This is a genomic window from Streptosporangium longisporum (genome assembly GCF_039534895.1).
GTDB classification, from domain to species: Bacteria; Actinomycetota; Actinomycetes; order Streptosporangiales; family Streptosporangiaceae; genus Streptosporangium; species Streptosporangium longisporum.
Window position 1 is genome coordinate 1,291,500 of sequence record NZ_BAAAWD010000006.1, and the last position, 17,134, is coordinate 1,308,633.

13 protein-coding genes are annotated in these 17,134 nt (G+C 73.4%); 4 read left to right on the forward strand and 9 right to left on the reverse strand.

Annotated elements, in window-relative coordinates; genetic code table 11:
• Nucleotides 1-26 precede the first annotated feature (26 nt).
• Nucleotides 27-905 (reverse strand): winged helix-turn-helix transcriptional regulator, encoded by an 879-nt coding sequence (locus tag ABD832_RS09960; protein WP_344891620.1) that lies wholly within the window; start codon nt 903-905, stop codon nt 27-29.
• Nucleotides 906-1,011: 106 nt separating this feature from the next.
• On the opposite strand from ABD832_RS09960, the gene ABD832_RS09965 reads away from it, so the two are divergent.
• Entirely contained in the window at nt 1,012-2,487 is a 1,476-nt protein-coding gene (locus ABD832_RS09965) for an MFS transporter (RefSeq protein WP_344891623.1), read from the forward strand.
• Between the two features lie 118 nt (nt 2,488-2,605).
• Here the strand turns inward: ABD832_RS09965 and ABD832_RS09970 are convergent, their stop codons facing one another.
• Together ABD832_RS09970 and ABD832_RS09975 are read right to left on the reverse strand one after the other, a co-directional pair.
• Nucleotides 2,606-3,181, reverse strand: coding sequence for a dihydrofolate reductase family protein (locus ABD832_RS09970; RefSeq protein ID WP_344891626.1), 576 nt, complete (start codon nt 3,179-3,181; stop codon nt 2,606-2,608).
• A 136-nt stretch (nt 3,182-3,317) separates the two neighbouring features.
• Nucleotides 3,318-3,914: an NADPH-dependent FMN reductase gene (locus tag ABD832_RS09975; protein WP_344891629.1), complete on the reverse strand. Its 597-nt coding sequence runs from the start codon at nt 3,912-3,914 to the stop codon at nt 3,318-3,320.
• Between the two features lie 140 nt (nt 3,915-4,054).
• On the opposite strand from ABD832_RS09975, the gene ABD832_RS09980 reads away from it, so the two are divergent.
• Complete coding sequence (locus tag ABD832_RS09980; protein WP_344891632.1) at nt 4,055-7,417, forward strand: ATP-binding protein; 3,363 nt, start codon at nt 4,055-4,057, stop codon at nt 7,415-7,417.
• 102 nt (nt 7,418-7,519) lie between these two features.
• Here the strand turns inward: ABD832_RS09980 and ABD832_RS09985 are convergent, their stop codons facing one another.
• Nucleotides 7,520-7,873 (reverse strand): winged helix-turn-helix transcriptional regulator, encoded by a 354-nt coding sequence (locus ABD832_RS09985; RefSeq protein ID WP_344891635.1) that lies wholly within the window; start codon nt 7,871-7,873, stop codon nt 7,520-7,522.
• A gap of 159 nt (nt 7,874-8,032) precedes the next feature.
• Here ABD832_RS09985 and ABD832_RS09990 point away from each other — a divergent pair, with 159 nt between their 5' ends.
• Complete coding sequence (locus ABD832_RS09990) at nt 8,033-8,986, forward strand: NAD(P)-dependent oxidoreductase (RefSeq protein WP_459565385.1); 954 nt, start codon at nt 8,033-8,035, stop codon at nt 8,984-8,986.
• Between the two features lie 158 nt (nt 8,987-9,144).
• On the opposite strand, the gene ABD832_RS09995 is transcribed toward ABD832_RS09990, so the two are convergent.
• Both ABD832_RS09995 and ABD832_RS10000 read right to left on the reverse strand, forming a co-directional pair.
• On the reverse strand, nt 9,145-9,618 hold the full coding sequence (locus tag ABD832_RS09995; RefSeq protein WP_344891641.1) for a hypothetical protein: 474 nt from the start codon (nt 9,616-9,618) through the stop codon (nt 9,145-9,147).
• A gap of 157 nt (nt 9,619-9,775) precedes the next feature.
• Nucleotides 9,776-10,303, reverse strand: a complete 528-nt coding sequence (locus tag ABD832_RS10000; RefSeq protein ID WP_344891644.1) for a GNAT family N-acetyltransferase — start codon at nt 10,301-10,303, stop codon at nt 9,776-9,778.
• Nucleotides 10,304-10,526: 223 nt separating this feature from the next.
• On the opposite strand from ABD832_RS10000, the gene ABD832_RS10005 reads away from it, so the two are divergent.
• Nucleotides 10,527-12,923, forward strand: a complete 2,397-nt coding sequence (locus tag ABD832_RS10005; protein ID WP_344891647.1) for a DEAD/DEAH box helicase — start codon at nt 10,527-10,529, stop codon at nt 12,921-12,923.
• Here the strand turns inward: ABD832_RS10005 and ABD832_RS10010 are convergent.
• From ABD832_RS10010 to ABD832_RS10020, 3 genes are all read right to left on the reverse strand, one after another.
• Nucleotides 12,875-13,696, reverse strand: coding sequence for an alpha/beta fold hydrolase (locus ABD832_RS10010; RefSeq protein ID WP_344891650.1), 822 nt, complete (start codon nt 13,694-13,696; stop codon nt 12,875-12,877). The two genes, ABD832_RS10005 and ABD832_RS10010, sit on opposite strands and share 49 nt — an antisense overlap.
• Before the next feature lie 108 nt (nt 13,697-13,804).
• Nucleotides 13,805-14,989 carry an acyltransferase family protein gene (locus ABD832_RS10015; protein WP_344891653.1) on the reverse strand — a complete coding sequence of 395 codons (1,185 nt, stop codon included), beginning with the start codon at nt 14,987-14,989 and terminating at the stop codon, nt 13,805-13,807.
• A gap of 1,191 nt (nt 14,990-16,180) precedes the next feature.
• Nucleotides 16,181-17,086, reverse strand: coding sequence for an alpha/beta fold hydrolase (locus tag ABD832_RS10020; protein ID WP_344891657.1), 906 nt, complete (start codon nt 17,084-17,086; stop codon nt 16,181-16,183).
• Nucleotides 17,087-17,134: the final 48 nt, after the last annotated feature.

The following is a 17,134-nucleotide window of genomic DNA, read 5'->3' on the forward strand; positions in this document are numbered from 1 at the left end:
TGGTCTGGAGACGACGCGGGAGCGGTTCAGCCGGAAGGGCGGGCTGCGGCGCGGGAGCGGTGGCGGTGCGCCTTCTGGCGGCATGCCGTACCGCAGAACCGGGCGGGACGTCCCGTGCGCGCCCCGTGGATCGGGGCACCGCACATCTCACACCGCGAGGTACCGGCACCGGCCGCACCCTCGTCCCGGAGCAGGGACGTGGCCCGGGTTTCGTCGCGGGAGGGCGACATGACCCGCGTTTCGTTACGGGACGCGGAAGGAATCAGCGTTTCGTTACGAACCGGTGGCGTGGCCCGGGTTTCGTTACGGGGCGGGGACGGGGCTCGGGTTCCGTCACGGCGGGCCGTCCCGGCGCCGGTCGCCGTCGCCCCGTCGGCCCCGGTCGCGTCGCGTTCCGATACGGCCCGGATGACCGGTGTGGCCGGCGTACCCGGCCGGGCGGACGCCGCGGACGCCGTGGGCACCGCGGGCGTGCCGGGTGCGGTGTCCGCGCGGGTGTCGTAGTCCGCGCGGGCCTCGGCGATCTCGTTCTGGTGCCGCTCGGTCCAGGTGACGAGCGACTGGATGGTGTCGTGCAGGGTCATGCCGAGCGGGGTGAGCTCGTAGTCGACCCTCGGCGGCACGACGGGGTGCACGGTACGGCGCACCAGGCCGTCCCGCTCCAGATGGCGCAGGGTGACGGTGAGCATGCGCTGGCTGACCCCGTCGATCTCGCGGCTCAGCTCGGTGAACCGCAGGGAGCGCCGGTCCAGGAGCGCGATGACGAGCAGCGACCACTTGTCCGCGACGCGGTCCAGGATCTGGCGGACCTCGCAGTCCTCCCGGGTGTCCCACTGCCTGGCGTCGACGTAGGCGTCGCCGGTGTCAGCGCAGCGACTCGGTGACTTCGAAGTGCCTTCTTCCATGCCCACCGATGCTGCCTCAGGATGCGATTACTTACAAGAGGGAACCGTGGATCGCGGCAGAGTGGCCGCGGTCCTGCCGGTCTCCCCGTGCCCAAGGAGTCGTCTCGTGTCCACACCGTCGTCCCCATCGATCTCTCCGGCACCCCCCGGCCGCCCCGGCCGTATGAACGGCCGGGCCTGGGGGGTGCTGTTCGTGCTGTGCGGCGCGATCTTCCTGGAGGGCATCGACGTGGCGATGCTGAACGTCGCCCTGCCCTCCATCCGTACCGACCTGGGGCTGAGCACCGGCTCGCTGAGCTGGGTGATGAGCTCCTACGTGCTCGGCTACGGCGGTTTCATGCTGCTGGGCGGCCGGGCCGCCGACCTTCTCGGCCGGCGGCGGATGTTCCTGCTCTGGCTCGGCGTGTTCGTGGTCTTCTCCGGCCTGGGCGGGTTCGCGACCGAGGAGTGGGTCCTCATCCTCGCGCGTTTCGTGACGGGGGTGGCCTCCGCGTTCATGGCGCCCGCCGGCCTCTCCATCATCACCACCGGCTTCGCCGAGGGTCCCCAGCGCAACCGAGCCCTGCTGGTCTACGCGGGGACGGCCTCGGCCGGTTTCTCCCTCGGCCTGGTCGTCGGCGGCCTGCTGTCCGCGATCAGCTGGCGCTGGGTGTTCTTCGCGCCGGTGATCCTGGCCTCCGTGATCCTCGTCGCCGCCCTGGTCCTGATCCCGGACGACGGCCGCCCGCGCGGGTCCGTCCGGGGCTTCGACCTGGCCGGTACGGTCACCGTGACCTGCGCGATGCTCGCGCTCGTGTTCGGGGTCGTCCGGCTGGAGGCCCCGTCCTCCGGATGGGGCTGGACGGCCGGCGCGTTCGCCGCCGGGTTCGCGCTGCTCGCCGTCTTCCCGATGATCGAGCGGCGCTCGGCGGCGCCCCTGGTGCGCCTGGGGATCCTGCGCTCGGGCCCGCTGGTGCGGGCCAACCTCGGCTTCCTGCTGTTCTCCGGGTCGTTCTTCGGATTCCAGTTCCTCGTGGTCCTCTACCTGCAGGAGCTGCGCGGATGGTCGTCGCTGCAGGCGGCCCTGGCCCTGCTGGTCATCGGCATCGACGCCGTGCTCGCGCCGACCCTCACCCCCTGGCTGGTGAACCGCTTCGGCAACGTCCGGGTGATCCTGGGCGGGCTCTGCCTGGCCGCCGTGGCCTACCTGCTGTTCCTGCCGGTCGGCCTCGACTGGACCTACGCGGCGATGTTCCCCACCATGATCATTCTTGGTCTCGCCTTCTCGCTGGCGTACGGGCCGTTCACCATCGCCGGGACCGACGGGGTGTCCGAGGACGAGCAGGGGCTCGCGGGCGGGCTGCTGTACACCTCGTTCCAGTTCGGCGCGGCACTCGGCCTGTCGGCGGCAACCGCCGTGTACGTCGCCGCCACCGGGGCCGGTGGATCACCGGAGGCCGCGCTCGGCGGCTTCCGCACGGCCCTGCTCGTCCCGGTCGTGATGGCCGTCGCCGGGGCGGTCGTCATCGCCTCGGGCCTGCGCGGACGCGGCGGCCCGGCCGTCGCCGCTCGTCCCGGGGGTCCGGCCGCCGGGACCCGGTAGCCGGGCCGCGGGACGGGCTCCTCACCGGGCGCCCGTCCCGCGGCGTCGTCACCCGGTGCCCGTCACCCGGTGCCCGTCCCGCGGCGTCCGTCACGCGGTGCCCGTCACCCGGTGCCCGTCACGCGGCGTTCGTCTCCGCCGTCCGGGCCGCGGCCCGGTAGGAGAGGACGACCACGCCGCTGCCGAACGTGGTCGTCCCGGCGAGCTCGAAGGGGAACCTGCCGGTCTTCTTGAACAGCAGGTCCCCGGGGTCGCCGTCGCCCACGATGATCGGGTGCACCCAGAGGCGGAGCTCGTCGAGGAGACCGTGCTCCAGCAGGGTGAGCGCGACCGGCCCGTAGCCGTACATCAGGATGTCCTGGCCGGGCCGCCCCTTGAGGGCGGTGATCTCCTCGACGAGGTCGCCCCCGATGACGGTCGAGTTGTTCCACTCGGCCTTCTCCAGGGTGCGGGAGGCGACGTACTTGGGCATGGAGTTCATCCGGTCGGCGAAACCGTCCTCGTCGGTCATGGCGGGCCAGGCCGCGGCGAAGCCCTCGTAGGTGAGCCGGCCCATCAGCAGGGCGTCGCTGGCGAAGAGCTGCTCGCGGGCGAACCGGCCCGCGTCCTCGTCGAAGTAGGGCATGGCCCAGTTGCCGGGGTCGCCGATGTAGCCGTCGAGGGACATGTAGGTCGAGGAAATGATCTTACGCATGGGGATCTCCGTTGGTTCGCGTGTTCGATGGGGATGTTCGTGATGTCGTGGCCCGGGACTGAGTACCGGTTCCGGGGTTTTCATCCCCTTCCCCTGCGGTTCGTGCGGACGTACCGCGGGAAGGGCTTCCGGGTGGTCAGCAGGGGTAGGGGTGCCCGGCCCTGGCGTCGCGCAGCGCGCGGGCCCACCAGGTCAGCTGGTCCAGCGTGGTCGTCGCCGCGGTGTCGTACTCGGTGCCGGCCCGGGGCCAGCCGCCGTCTGCGGCGAACTGCTCCCAGTACCGGGGCAGCGTCACCCCCGCGTGGACGGCCACCGCGTGCACCTCGGTGAAGACCTGGCGCAGCTGCGCGGCGGCGAACAGGCCGCCGGAGTCGTTGCCGTAGGAGACGAACGCCACCGGCTTGGCCTGCCACTCCCGGTAGAACCAGTCCACCGCGCTCTTCAGCGGGGCCGGGAAGCTCCGGTTGTACTCGGGGGTCACCACCACGAACGCGTCGGCCCCGGCCAGGCGCGGTGCCAGTGCCGCCACCGGGGCGGGAGGCGGCTCGTCGGTGTCCGTGAGCGTCTGCGGAAGCGCGGCCTCGGCCAGGTCGATCAGGTCGATCTCCAGCTCGGCCCGCCTGCGAGCCCGCGCCACGAACCAGTCCGCCACCGTGGGACCGAACCGGCCGGTACGGGTGCTGCCGACGATCACCGCCACCCGCAGCCGCTCCCCGCTCTGCCTTTCGGACATCTGCCACCTCCCTCGTTCTCGTGCCCGGCTGATGTGTTCCACCATGCCGGAGGGTGTTTACGACATGTTTACGGTCGGCCGCCGATGGGCTTACGGCGCTCTCCTGTGTCTCGTACCGGTCGGTCCCGTATGGTGCGTTCATGCGTTTCGGGGTGCTGGGTCCGCTGGCGGTGTGGACGGCGGACGGCACGCCCGTGACCGTCCCCGGCGTGAAGGTCCGCGCTCTCCTGGCCGTCCTGCTCCTGCACGAGGGACGCCCGGTCCCGGCCGACCGGCTGATCGACGACCTGTGGGGCGACGCCCCGCCCGGCAACCCGGCCGGGGCGCTGTCGGCCAAGGTCTCGCAGCTGCGCCGGGTCCTGGAGGACGCCGAGCCGGGCGCCCGGGAGGCGGTGGTGTCACCCCCGCCCGGGTACGTGCTGCGCACCGGCGCCGACGCCGTGGACGCCCGGCGCTTCCGGTCCCTGGCCGACGAGGCCGCCCGGGCCGGTGACCCGCGGTCGCGCGCGGCGCTGCTCACCGACGCGCTCGCCCTGTGGCGCGGCCCCGCGCTGGCCGACTTCGCCGACGAGCCGTTCGCCCGGTCCGTGGTCACCCAGCTGCACGAGCGGTGGCTCACCGCCCAGGAGGATCTCGCCGAGGCCCGCCTGGCCCTCGGCGAGCACCACGGCATCGTCGCCGGGCTGGGCGAGCTGGTCGGCCGGTACCCGCTGCGGGAGAGGCTGCGGGCCGCGTACATGACCGCCCTGTACCGGTCCGGACGGCAGAGCGAGGCGCTCGACGGCTACGAGGAACTGCGCGCTCACCTGGCCGACGAGCTCGGCCTGGACCCGGGCGCCGACCTGGTGGCCCTGCACCGGGCGATCCTCGTCAGGGACCCCGCGCTCGACCCGCCCGCCGTACCACCGGCCCCGGCGGACGGGCCCGCCACGAACCTGCCCGCGCCGCTCGGCCCGCTGATCGGCAGGGACGAGGCCACGGCCGAGATCGGCGGCCTGCTGCGCGCCGGCCGCCTGGTCACCCTCACCGGTCCGGGCGGGGTGGGCAAGACCCGCCTCGGCGTCGAGGCCGCGCGGCTGCGGGCCGGTGACCTCCCCGACGGGGTGTGGCTGGTCGAGCTGGCCGCGCTCGGCCGTCCGGGCGCGGACGACACCGCGGACTCGGTGGCCGACGAGATCATGCGGGTGCTGGGCGTCCACGACACCGTCGCCGCGGGAACGTCCCGGGACCGCCTGGCCGGCACGCTGCGTCCCCGGCGGCTGCTGCTGGTGCTGGACAACTGCGAGCACCTCGTCGAGCCCGTCGCGGAACTGGTGGAGCTCCTGCTGCGCGCCGCCCCGGACCTGCGCGTCCTGGCGACCAGCCAGGAGCCCCTCGCGGTGACCGGCGAGACGGTCTGGAACGTCCCGCCGCTGGAGACGCCCGGTGCCGCCGACGCCGGCGACGCCGCCGACCCGGCCTCGCTGGAGCGGCTCGGTTCGGTACGGCTCTTCGTCGCCCGTGCCCGCGCGGCGGACCGCGGGTTCGCCCTCGACGCCGCGACCGCCCTCGCGGTCGCCACGCTCTGCCGCCGCCTCGACGGCATCCCGCTGGCCCTGGAGCTGGCCGCGACCCGGGTCCGCTCGCTGGGCGTCGCGGGTCTGGCCGAACGCCTGGACGACCGCTTCCGGCTGCTGGCCACCGGGCACCGCGGTGCCCCGCCCCGCCAGCGGACCCTCCAGGCGATGATCGACTGGAGCTGGGACCTGCTGGGCGAGCCCGAGCGGCTGGTCCTGCGCCGGCTGGCCGTGCACGCCGACGGGTGCTCCCTGGACGGCGCCGAGGCCGTCTGCGGCGGGGACGACCTTCCCGCCGCGGACGTGGTCGACCTGCTGGCGCGCCTGGTGGACCGCTCGCTCGTCACCGTCGTGCACGGCGCCGACGGCCCCCGCTACCGCCTGCTGGAGTCGGTGGCCGCCTACTGCCTGCTGCGCCTGCACGAGGCGGGCGAGACCGCGCAGTCGCGCGAGCGCCACCGGCGCCACTACACCGCCCTCGCCGAGCGGGCCGCGCCCCTGCTGTACGGGCACGACCAGCAGCGGTGGCTGCGCCGCCTGGACGCGGAGAGCGCCAACCTGCGGGCGGCACTCGACGGCGCGGTCGCCGCCGGGGACGCCGAGCAGGGCCTGCGGCTGGTGAACGCGCTGGCCTGGTACTGGTTCCTGCGCGGCCGGACGGCCGAGGCGGGACGCTCCCTGTCCGCGGCACTGGCCGTTCCCGCCGGCACGCCCGCGGTTCCCCGCGGGACTCCCGCGGTTCCCGGAGACACGCCCGCGGTTCCCGGCGGGACGCCTGCTGTCGCCGGTGACACGCCCGCGCCTCCCGGAGACACCCCCGCGGGCCGGGTCGCCGCGCTCCGTCCCCGCGTCCTGGCCTGGCGGGCGGGCATCGCCCTGCTGCGCGGCGAGAGCGCCGACCGGATCGCCGCCCTGCGGCTGTACGAGGACGTCGCCGACCCGGCCGAGCGTGCCCGTGCCCGGTGGTTCCTGGCCTTCTGCGGGATGGGAGCCGGTGAGGTCGCGCTCTGCGAGGAACTCCTCGACCAGGCCCTGACGGCCTTCGACGCCCTCGGCGACCGGTGGGGGACGGCCGCGACCCTGGTCACCCGGGCCCAGTACGCGCACCTGCGGGGTGACCTGGCCGCGCTCGAACACGACAGCGAGCGGGGCGCCGAGCTCTTCGACGAGCTGGGCGACCGCTGGGGCCGGTTGCAGGCGAACGAGTGGCTCGGCGGGCTGGCGGAGATGACCGGCGACCACGAGCGGGCCGACCGGCTGCACCGCGAGGGGCTGCGCATGGCCGAGGAGCTGGAGCTCTGGCCCGAGGTGGCCGGCCGGCTGGCCTGGCTCGGCTGGATCGCCCTGCAGCGCGGCGACCACGCCCGTGCCCGGGCCTACGGCGAGCGGGCGGCGCGGCTGGCCGCCGAGCAGTGCCACCGGAGCATGCAGATCTTCGCCGGGATGGTGCTCGGGTACACCGCCCGCAGACAGGGCAGGTTCGACGCCGCGACGACCCATCTGCGCACCGTGCTGGCGTGGACCCCCCGGCAGAACGGCGGGACGGACCGCGCCGTGTACGAGCCGATGGTCCTGACCGAGCTGGGCTTCGCGGCCGAACTGCTCGGCGACGCCGAGGCCGCGCGCATCCTGCACCTGGAGGGCCTCGCGGTGGCGCGCGAGCTCGACGCCTCCCGGGACGTGACGCGGGCCCTGGAGGGCCTGGCCGGCGCGCTCTCCCTGGCCGGGTGTCACGACCGGGCCGCCAGGCTGCTCGGGGCGGCCGCCGCGGCCCGCCGGTCCACGGGCATGCCACCGGCACCCGCCGAGCAGGACGACGTGGACCGGATCACCGGACGGGTGCGTGACGCGCTGGGCGAGGACGGCCTGGCGGCCGGACTCGAACACGGTGACGGCCTCACCCCCGGCGAGGCCGAGTCCCTCGCCGGCCTGCCGGTCGTCGCCTGACCCCGCCCGCTCAGGGCCCGGCCGGTTCCCGGGCGGGGGAAGGTCGCGATCGACCCGTCCGGTCGGACCCTGGCCGGGCTCTCGGCGCGGGGAAGGCCCCGGTCAGACCCTGGCGGGGCTCTCGGCGCGGGGAAGGGCCTCGATGGTCCCCATGTGCCGCTCGCCCCAGTCGCCGAGCGGGATCAGGGCCTCGTTGAGCGAACGGCCGAACTCGGTCAGCGAGTACTCCACCTTCGGCGGGACCTGGTGGTACACCTCGCGGTGCACCAGGCCGTAGGCCTCCATCTCGCGCAGCTGCTGGATCAGCATCTTCTCGCTGATGCCCGAGACCGACCGCCTGAGCTCCCCGAACCGCATGGGCCCGTGGTGGAGCGCCCACAGCACCAGCGCCTTCCACTTGCCGCCGACCACGTCGACCGCGGCGTCGAGCCCGCACGAGTACGTCCGCTTCTTCATCCCGCCCGCCTCCCCACATACCAAAAGGTAAGTACCCAACAAAATAGTAGGTACTTGAGGAAATTTAAGCATGGCACCAGCATCGTGAACACACCGGCCGGGCCATGAGACGCGGGCCCGGGTCCGGGTGCTCACCTGCCGACATCGAACGAACCGGGGATCACATTGACCACCGACAGCCGCCCGCCCGTGACGGTCATCGGCCTGGGCGCCATGGGAAAGGCGCTGGCCGAGGCCTTTCTGGACAACGGTCACCCCACGACCGTGTGGAACCGCACGGCCGCCAGGAGCGAGGAGCTCGCCGCGCGGGGGGCGACCGCGGCCGCCACCGTCGCCGAGGCGATCGCCGCGAGCCCGCTCGTGGTGATCTGCGTCCTCGACCACGCCTCCGTACGGAACGTCCTGGACGCCGCCCTCGGCGGCACGGACGTCCTCGACACCCCGGACGCCCCCGGTTCCGGGACCGGCGTCCTGGCCGGCCGGACGCTGGTCAACCTCACCAACGGCACGCCCGCCCAGGCGCGCGAGACGGCCCGGTGGGTGTCCGGGCACGGCGCCGAGTACCTGGACGGCGGCATCATGGCGGTGCCCCCGATGATCGGCACCCCCGGATCGCTCGTCCTCTACAGCGGGTCGCAGGAGTCCTTCCGCGCCCACGAGCGCACCTTCGAGGTGCTGGGCGGCGCGATGTACCTGGGCGCCGAGCCCGGCCGTGCCGCGCTGTACGACATCGCGTTGCTGAGCGCGATGTACGGGATGTTCGGCGGGTTCTTCCAGGCCGTCGCCCTGGCCGGGTCGGAGGGGGTCCCGGCGACGGAGTTCACCCCGCTGGTGGTCTCGTGGCTCAACGCCATGGCGACCGCCCTTCCCGGGATGGCGGAGGCGATCGACTCCGGCGACCACTCCGCCACCGGCTCGAACCTGCGAATGCAGGCGGTGAGCTTCGTCAACCTGCTGGACACCAGCAGGGACCAGGGGGTCGACGCCGGGCTGCTGGAGCCCATGGGGGCGCTCCTCGACCGGGGGGTCGCGGCCGGCCGGGGCGCCGGTGACGTCTCCGGCGTGGTCGACCTGCTGCGGACCGGTCCCGCCGGGGACGCGCGGACCCGATGACCGCCGGCCGGCACGCCCCCGCCCCTGCCGGTGGCCGTCTCGCGGGTCGCCGCCCCTGATCGGCAACGGCACGAGGCCGGCTCCCTCGGGGGAGAGCCGGCCTCGTGGATCGCGGCGGGGCCGGTGCCGGCGGTGACCGGTCGTCGGCGGTCACCTTCTCAGAAGGCGTCGCCCCAGCGGCCGCAGTCGTCGAACTTGTTGTCGCCCTCGCAGACCCGGATCTTGAAGTCGTCGAAGCCGTTGCTCTTCCTGAAGCCGCCGAAGCGGTCGAAGTGCGAGCGGCCGGAGGTCTTGAAGACCTTGGTGTGCGAGCCGAAGCGGTCGTGCCACTTGAACCACACGTAGCTGCGGTCGCGGTCGCGGTCACGGTCGAACAGGTCGCCGTAGAACCAGTAGCGGCCGCTGTCCTTGGTCCAGTAGCCCTTGAAGTAGGAGCGCTTGCCGAAGCTCTCGCCCCGGCCGAAGCCGGAGTAGTACGGGCCGAAGAAGTGCTTGCTCGACGCCTGCTGCGTGCTCGCGGCGGTGGCGGCCGTACCGGCGGTCGAGGCGGTCGCCGCGGGGGCGGCGGCCACACCGGCGACCAGCGAACCGGCGAGGGCGGCTCCGGCGAGAAGGGTACGCATCGTGCTCATTGTCTTGCTCCTGTGCGGTGCTCGGGGGTCTTGCCGTTCGGACACCTCGAACACTAGGAAGATCTGAAGAACCCTTCTGCGCAGGAATGCACACATCTGCCCGAGCGTGCCCTATTACCCATTCCGGGCCCCGGCGGCGGAGCGCCGGGACGGCGCCTCAGACCACTCCGGTGAGGTCCAGGCGCCAGTCGTTGCAGCGCATGACGGTTCCCGGCGGATACTCGAAGTCGCACTCCGCCACGAGGACGAACCCGGCCTTGCGGCAGACCGCGTTCGAGGCGGGGTGGCCGACGGAGGGGAAGGCGTGGAGGTGGCGGTGCCTGTGCTCCGCGGCGGCCTCCACGGCGACGGCCCGGGCCGCCGCGGCCGCGACGCCCCTGCCCTGGAACTCCGGCAGGACGCCCCAGCCGGTCTCGTACACGACCTCCTCGCCCCAGACGCGTTCCCAGTAGCCGATGCTGCCGGCCTTCCTCAGCTCCGGGAGCAGGACGACGGCGAACATCCGGCCGGCCCCCTTCCCGGCGATCTCGACGTACCGCCGGTGCCGCGCCAGGAGCTTCTCCTCGGTCTCCGGGCCGCCCAGATGTTCGGTCATCTCCGGCGCGTTGATCCGGCGCAACAGGCCGAGGTCGTCCTCCGACCACGGGTCGAGCCGCACTGTCGGGGTGTTCGTCCGCTCCGGCATGTCTTCCCCTCACCGTGGACCGGTCGCCTGCGCGAGTGCGCCGAGTCTGCCAGGGGCCACCGACAGTCGGGTGGACAAAATACCTAATACCTATAAATGGTCCGTCGATGGGCAAATGCTGTGGCGGCGCCTCCGTCCCCGGTGGTCCGGTCGTTGACAACCCGCCCGGCCGTTGGCAACGGTGAAGCCTGCGATCCGGCCGCGACGGGAGGGGATGGTGAGCGTGGGCGAGAGCGGGCGTAAGGGCGTGGCACCCGCGCCCCGGAGAACACCGGCGCCCCGGGGACCGTCCGCGTCCCGCAGGACGCCCCCGCAGGCGGGGCCGTCCCGGCCGGCCGGGACGGCCGCGTCCGAGCAGCCTCCCCCGCGGGCACCCGAGCCCGCACCGGCGCCCGGGTCCCGGGAGACGCCCTCCCCCCGCCAGGCCAGGGCCCTGTTCCAGCGGGCCGGCCGCCTGCTGGCCCATGCCCGCGCGCTGCTCGCCGACGACGCGCGGGCCCACGCCGACGTCCAGCACGCGCTGTCCTCGCTCCGTACCCGCCTGGCCCGCGCCGAGCTGGCCTCGATCCCGCTGACGCGGTTGAAGGACGTCACCGGGGGACGGCTGCGGCTGGGCACCTTCGAGCAGGCCGGGTACGCGACGGTCCTCGACGTCCTGGACAGCACCCCGTACGCGCTGCAACTGCTGCCCGGGGTGGGCGCGCGGACGGCGGGGCAGGTGCACGCCGCCGCCGGGCAGATCGCCCGGGCCGCGGAGGAGACGGTGACCCTGCGGATCGACGTCGACTCCCAGGACGCCGAGACCACGGCCCTGCTGGTCGCGCTGAACCGGCTGGTGACCGCCGGGCCCGACCTGCCGCGCGCCCGCGCCGCCGCCACCGGGATCGACCGGAGTCTCTCCTCGCTGCTGCCCGCCGCGCAACCGGCCGGAGGGCGGCTGCGGATGCTGCTCGCGGGCCGCGGGGGCCGTGAGCGGGCCCGCGAGGCCGTCGCGCGGATCGCGGAGGTGCTCGCCGCGGCGAACGCGTCCGACACGTCGCTGCTGTTCGACCAGGCGTCGGTGGACCTGCTCCGCCCGCCGGTCTCCGACATCGAGGCGTGGGTCGACTTCGAGCTCCGCGCGTCCGAGTACTACAACCTGCTCGCCGAGCTGGCCGCCCTCAAGCCCGACCGCGTCGCCTCCGAGGGCTTCCTGCCCGACGACGTGTCGGCGCGGGTCAAGGCCCAGGACCTCGACGACACCCACCGGCGGGTCTCACTGCGCGGCTACCAGTCGTTCGGCGCCCGGTTCGCCCTCGCCCAGCGCCGGGTGATCCTGGGGGACGAGATGGGCCTGGGCAAGACCATCGAGGCCATCGCCGCGTTCGCGCACCTCAAGGCGGAGGGCGAGCGGCACTTCCTGGTGGCCTGCCCGGCCAGCGTCCTGCTCAACTGGGTACGCGAGATCGAGGCCCGCAGCACGCTCACCGCCCACCCGCTGCACGGCCCCGGCCGGGCCGCCGCGCTGACCGGCTGGATCGGCGCGGGCGACGTCGCGGTGACCACGCTGGACACCCTGCACCGCCTGGAGATCCCCGCCGACCTCAGGCTCGGGATGCTCGTGGTCGACGAGGCGCACTACGTCAAGAACCCGGAGACCCGCCGGTCCAAGGCCGTGGCCTCGTGGTGCGGCCGCAGCGAGCGGGTGCTCTTCCTGACCGGGACCCCGATGGAGAACCGCGTCGAGGAGTTCCGCAACCTGGTCGGCCTGCTGCGGCCCGACCTGGTCGCCTCCATCAGGGGCAGTGACGCGGCCGCGGGAGCGCGAGCCTTCCGCAGGGCCGTGGCCCCGGTCTACCTGCGCCGCAACCAGGAGGACGTGCTGACCGAGCTGCCCGACCTCGTCCACGTGGACGAGTGGGAGGAGTTCAGCGCGGCGGACCTGGCCGCCTACCGCAGGGCGGTGGCGAAGGGGAACTTCATGGCGATGCGCCGCGCCGCCTACGCCGTGCCGCGGACGTCGGCCAAGCTGCACCGGCTGCTGGAGCTGGTGGACGAGGCCGCGGGCAACGACCTCAAGGTCGTGGTCTTCTCCTACTTCCGCGACGTCGTCGCCGCCGTCCACGACGCCCTCGGCGACCGGGCGCACGGCCCGATCTCCGGGGACGTCGGCGCCGCCGAGCGCCAGCGGATCGTGGACGCGTTCACCTCCGCCCCCGGCCACGCCGTGCTGCTCAGCCAGATCCAGGCGGGCGGGATCGGCGTCAACCTGCAGGCCGCGTCCGTCGTGATCATCTGTGAGCCCCAGGTCAAGCCGACCATGGAGAGCCAGGCCGTGGCCCGGGCGCACCGCATGGGCCAGGTCCGCAAGGTCCAGGTGCACCGCCTGCTCACGGCCGACAGCGTCGACCAGCGCATGCTCGACATCCTCCGCGGCAAGGCCGGCCTCTTCGACGTGTACGCCCGCCGCAGCGCCCTGGCCGAGTCCACCCCCGACGCGATCGACATCTCCGAGCAGGCGCTGGCCCGTCACATCGTCGAGGAGGAGCAGCGGCGTCTCGCGCTGGGCCCCGCCGGCGGTGCGGGAGCCGTTCAGGACCTGACGAAGGCCAGCAGGTCGGTGCCGAACTCGTCCTTGTAGGCGCCGACCAGGCCGTGCGGGCGGCCCGGGTAGACCTTCAGGGTGGCGTCCTTGATGAGTTTCGCCGACTTCAGGCCCGCGGCGCCGATGGGCACGATCTGGTCGTCGTCACCGTGCGCGACCAGCGTCGGGACGTCGAAGCGCTTGAGGTCCTCGGTGAAGTCGGTCTCGGAGAACTGCTTGACGCAGTCGTACGCGCCCTTGAGGCCCACCTGCATGCCCCACATCCAGAACGCGTCGCGCGCGCCCTGCGACACCTGTGCGCCGGGCCGGTTGAACCCGAAGAAGGACATGCTGAGGTCCCGGTAGAACTGCGAGCGGTCGGCGGCGACACCCGCGCGGATGCCGTCGAACACGTCGATCGGCAGGCCGTCGGGGTTGGCGTCCGTCCTGACCATGATCGGCGGCACCGCGCCCAGCAGGACCGCCTTGGACACGCGCGAGGTGCCGTGCCGGCCGATGTAGCGGGCCACCTCGCCGCCGCCGGTGGAGTGGCCGACCAGGATCGCGTCCCGCAGGTCGAGGGTCTCGACGAGCTTGGCGAGGTCGTCGGCGTAGGTGTCCATGTCGTTGCCGTGCCAGGGCTGCCCGGAGCGGCCGTGCCCGCGGCGGTCGTGGGCGACGGCACGGAAGCCGTGCTCCGCGACCAGCATCATCTGGTCGTCCCAGGTGTCGGCGTTGAGCGGCCAGCCATGGCTGAAGACGACCGGCCGGCCCGCGCCCCAGTCCTTGTAGAAGATCTGGGTGCCGTCGTCGGTGGTGATGAAGCTCATGGTGCCTACCTCGAAGCGCTGGGCGAACCGGACATGCCTCGACGGTAGACAGCCGGAAGGCCTCCCAATCGGCCTGAAGGCCCCATGACCGGAAATCCGATCACATACTTAACCGCTCTTGACCTGGGCCGACGCCTTCCGAGGGTCCTCTTCCGCGGATCCTCCTCCGGAGGGACGCGGTGCCTGGCCCCGGACGAGACGCTTCCCGAGACGCCGGCCCGGGGCCTCGATCAGACGGTGGGTCAGGTGGCAGAGCGGCACCAGGACGAGCAGGAACGTCCACAGGTTCGGGCTCACCCGCAGCAGCAGCGGGTGGAGCAGGTAGAGGGAGAAGCTGATCACCCCGAGGTGGGCGAGCGGCCGGGGGAACCGCCGGTGCCGCAGCGCGAACGCGCCCCCGAAGCACCCCACGGCCAGCACGATCGCCGGTGCCCAGCCGGGGTCGTCCTTGGCGAGGAGCCCGCAGGCCGTCACCGTCAGCACGGCGGCGACGGCGGTACGCCACCGGATCGTCCCCTGCTCCGCCCGGTACACGGCGGTGCCGGCGAACATCAGGGCCAGGATCGTCAGCCCCTGCCACGCCCCGATCCGGCTGCCCAGGATCACCAGGACCAGGCCGAGGACGCCACCGGTCACCGCGGCGGCCGTACGGGCCGTGCCGCGGGCCCACGCCGACACGACGACGACCGCGACGACCGCGACGGCGAGGAGCGCGGCGGCCAGGTCGGCGCGACCGCGGATGAGCGGTCCCGGCAGCAGCAGCCCGAGCGGCACGGCCGTCACCGCCAGCACGGTCGCGACGGCGGCCGACCGGTGCGCCCGCCCCGTCGCGAACAACCCGACCGCCATCAGGTAGAACGCCATCTCGTACGAGAGCGTCCACATCACGTCGATGACGGCGGGCACGCCGAGCAGTTCCTGCAGCATCGTCAGGTTCCCCAGCGCGACGAGCGGCAGAGGACGTGCCGCCGTACCGGGATGCAGCGCGAACGCGCCGGCCCGGGCGAGCAGGAGCGCCAGGCCGAGCGCGGCCAGCAGCAGCGGAAGCAGCCTGAAGGCCCGGCCGATCCAGAAGGCCCGCAGGTCACCGCGCCGTTCCAGGGAGGCGGGGATGATGTAGCCGCTGACCAGGAAGAACACGAAGACGCCCCAGGTCCCGACGTCGATCCTGCGGTCCACCTCGGCCCACAGGCCCGGGACGAAGGTCCAGCCGGAGTGGTGCAGCGCGACGGCCAGCGCGGCGGGTCCGCGCAGCGCGTCCAGCCAGGCCAGCCGCGAGGGGGTCGGAGCCATTCGCCCGACTTTAGGGGATCTCGCGGACATCCGGGGGTGAACCCCCGTCCGGCCGTCGCGCGCACCACCGGACCGTACGACGCGACGAGCGGCACCCCGTGGTCGATGAACGGATATTTCCCCTTGTCTCCGTGAATCGGTAGCCCCGTCCCGCGGCCTTTTCGGCAAGCCAGCCTCCCCGCTGAGAGTCGTTTTGCCGTTAGCAGGAACGGCCGGTGCGAGCATCGCCGGAGAGCCAGAACCGATCATGATAACTGGGGGAAAAATGCTCCGAAAACTGATCCCGGCCCTGGTCGTGGTGGCGGTCGCCGGGTCACCGGCCACCGTGACCGCGGCGTGGGGGGAGAGCACGAGGACCGCTGCGGAGACGCGGACGGCCGCAGCCGCGCCGGCCGGGCGGTCGACCGGCACGTGCAGCCCCGGGTCGCCCTGCGCGCTGGTCAACTGCGGGCCGGGCCGCATCTGCGTGCCCTCGCCCAAGCAGTGCTTCACCACGCCCTGCCCGCAGTACGACTGCGTGCCGATCCCGTCCTGGCGACCGCCGTACCCGACCCAGTGGCGGCCCCCGTACCCGGGCTGGCGACCGCCGTACCCGACGTGGCGACCGCCGTACCCGACCCAGTGGCGACCGCCGTACCCGGGCTGGCGACCGCCGTACCCGACGTGGCGACCGCCGTACCCGACCCAGTGGCGACCGCCGTACCCGGCCCCGCGTCCGCCGTACCCGGGCTGGCGCCCTCCGTACGCGGCGCCGGTCCCCCCGGGTCCGGGTCCGGGTCCGCGACCGCCCTATCCGGCACCGCGGCCGCCCTTCCCCGGACCGGCACCGGCCCCCATCCACATGGGAGGCTGACAGGCCGATGACGGGCCGCCCGGGGAGCGCCGTTCGCGGTGGTTCCCGATCTCCGATCGGGACGGCCGCGCCGGTCGTCCCCGGGGCGGATCCGTCGCCGGTGGGTCGTACCCGCGCCGCACGGGGAACCGGGCATGCCCGGACGCGCGGAGCGGGCAGGGGAACCCGGGTCGTCAGGACGACGGCCCGGGTTCCCGCGTCCTTCCCGGCACCGGTCACCGGCCCTCGTGTCCCGTCCCCGGCGAGGAGACGGCCCCGCCCCCGCGGAGACCGTCCCCGCGCGGGCCGTTCCCGCTCAGGGCGTCGCCGCGCGGGCCGTCGTCGCGCGGCGTTCCCGCTCAGGTCGTCGCCGTACGAACCGTCGCCGCATGTGTCGTCCCGTACAGGTCGTCGACGAAGTCCGCGATGAGCGGGGCGATCTCCGGGAGGTTCTCCTCCAGGGCGAAGTGCCCGGTCTCGAAGAGGTGGAGCCGCGCGTCCGGCAGGTCGCGGAGGTAGGCGCGGGCCCCGGCCTCGGTGAAGAACGGGTCCCGGGTGCCCCACACGACGAGGGCGGGCGGCCGGTGCTCGCGCAGCCAGCGCTGCCACTCGGGGTAGAGGGCGACGTTGGAGTGGTAGTCCAGCGCCAGGCCGGCCTGCGCGTCCTTGCGTCCGGGAAGGTCGAGGAAGTGCTGGTCCAGGGTCCAGCCGTCCGGGGCGATGCGCTCGACGTCGGTGGTGCCCCCCTCGTACTGGTCGCGGGTCACGTCCAGCTCGAACAGCCGCCGGACGTTCTCCTCGGCCCCGGGGACACCCGGCCGGTTGGCGATCGTCTCCCGGGCCACGTCCGACAGGCCGTCCTCGTAGGCGTTGGCGTTCTGCACGACCAGACCGGCGATCCGCCCGGGGTTCCGGGTGGCCAGCCGGAAACCGGCCGGTCCCCCGAAGTCGAAGGTGTACATCACGAACCTGTCCAGCCCCAGCGCCGACACGAACCCCTCCAGGACGTCCGCCAGCCGGTCGAAGGAGTACGTGAAGCCCTCGGGCACCTCGGTGTGCCCGAAGCCGGGAAGGTCCGGGGCGATCATCACGTACCGGTCGCCGAGGGCGTCCATCAGCCGGCGGAACTGGTGCGAGCCCGACGGGAAGCCGTGCAGCAGGAGCAGCACCGGCGCGTCCGGCGTCCCGGCAGGACCGGCCTGCCGGTAGAAGACGCGGACCCCGCCGACGTCCAGGAAGCGGTGGATCACATGCGGAACGGCCATTCACATGCCTTTCAGGGACGATGATGCATTAGTTATAGCCACGGTGGT